This is a genomic window from Streptomyces muensis (assembly GCF_021474425.1).
Lineage (GTDB): Bacteria > Actinomycetota > Actinomycetes > Streptomycetales > Streptomycetaceae > Streptomyces > Streptomyces muensis.
Window position 1 is genome coordinate 1 of the sequence record NZ_JAKEIP010000566.1, and the last position, 1,474, is coordinate 1,474.

1 protein-coding gene is annotated in these 1,474 nt (G+C 74.1%); it reads right to left on the minus strand.

Annotated features, from left to right (window positions below; genetic code table 11):
- On the minus strand, positions 1–1,359 hold a 1,359-nt coding region (locus L0P92_RS44370), incomplete at its 3' end, for an ATP-binding protein (protein ID WP_372497440.1).
- Between the last annotated feature and the right edge of the window lie 115 nt (positions 1,360–1,474).

Below are 1,474 nucleotides of genomic sequence, written 5' to 3' on the forward strand. Positions count from 1 at the left end.
CGGCAACACCTCGTCCTCAGACGCCGGACCGACCGAAGACGCCCGAACCGACCACACCCCCACCGGGTCGGTGGCGGATCGGGACGGCAACACCTCGTCCTCAGACGCCGGACCGACCGAAGACGCCCGAACCGACCACGCCCCCTCCGGGTCGGTGGCGGATCGGGACGGCAACACCTCGTCCTCGGACGCTGGACGGACTGAAGATGGCCGGACCAGCGACGTCCCCTCCGGGTCGGTGGGGGACCGCGGCGGCGACGGCTCGGCCTCAGACGCCGGACGGAGCGAGGATGCCCTGACCGGCCACGCCTCCTCCGGGTGGGCGGGGGACAGGGATGGCAATACCTCGTCGTCGGACGCCGGACGGACTGAAGATGGCCGGACCAGCGACGCCCCCTCCGGGTCGGTGGGGGACCGCGGCGGCGACGGCTCGGCCTTGGGCTCTGGGCGGGCTTGGGCGTCTGTGCATACCGCTTCCGCCGTCTCCAGGTCGAAGCTTCCCGCCAGTACCGAGAGCCGGGCCCACGTCAAGCGCTCTCGGGCGGTGCAGAGTTCGTGGCTCCAGTCGACCGCCGCTCGCAGGGTCTGATGGCGGGGCAGGGCCGCGGGGCTGCCGCCGGTGAGGAGGCGGTAGCGGTCGTCGAGGCGGTCGAGGAGGCGGTCCACGTCGAGTACGCGCATGCGGACGGCGGCGAGTTCGATGGCGAGGGGGAGGCCGTCGAGGCGGCGGCAGAGGCGGGCCACGGCCCCTCGGTTGGCGGCGGTGAGGCGGAAGCCGGGGACCACGGCGGCGGCCCGGTCGGCGAAGAGGGCCAGGGCCGGACAGCCCTCGGGGCTGGTGAGGTCGCCGTCCGGGTCGGGGACCGGCAGGGGTCGTACGTCGAGGAGGTGTTCCTCGGTCAGGCCCAGGCGGTGGCGGCTGGTGGCGAGGATCCGTACGCCGGTCGTGCCGTGCAGCAGCGCCGCGGCGAGTTCGGCGCAGGCCGGCAGCAGGTGTTCGCAGTTGTCGATCAGCAACAGCAGCCTGCGGTCCCGCAACCGTTCCACGAGCGCGGGCAGCGGCGGCCGGGCGGAGTGGTCGTGCAGGTCGAGGGCGTCGGCGGCGGCGAGTGGGACGAGTGCCGGGTCGTCGAGGCCGGAGAGGTGCACGAAGCGCACGCCGTCGGGGAAGGTGCGCCGTACCGCGGCCGCGATGCGCGCGGCGAGGCGGGTCTTGCCGACACCGCCCGGTCCGGTCAGTGTGATCAGCCGTGCCCTGGCCAACAGCTCGCGTCCGGCGGCGAGTTCGCCGCGCCGGTCGACGAAGCTGGTCGTCTCGACCGGCAGCCGGTGATCCCGTCGTGGCGCTGATCCGCCCATGATCAGCCGTTCCTGCGGGGGTGGTGTCGTCGAAGGGGGGTCGGGGAGTCGGAGGGTGCGCCGGTCCCCGCCTAAGCCGTCGCTCCCACCGCTCCCCCCTTGCGCGGTTCCCCAC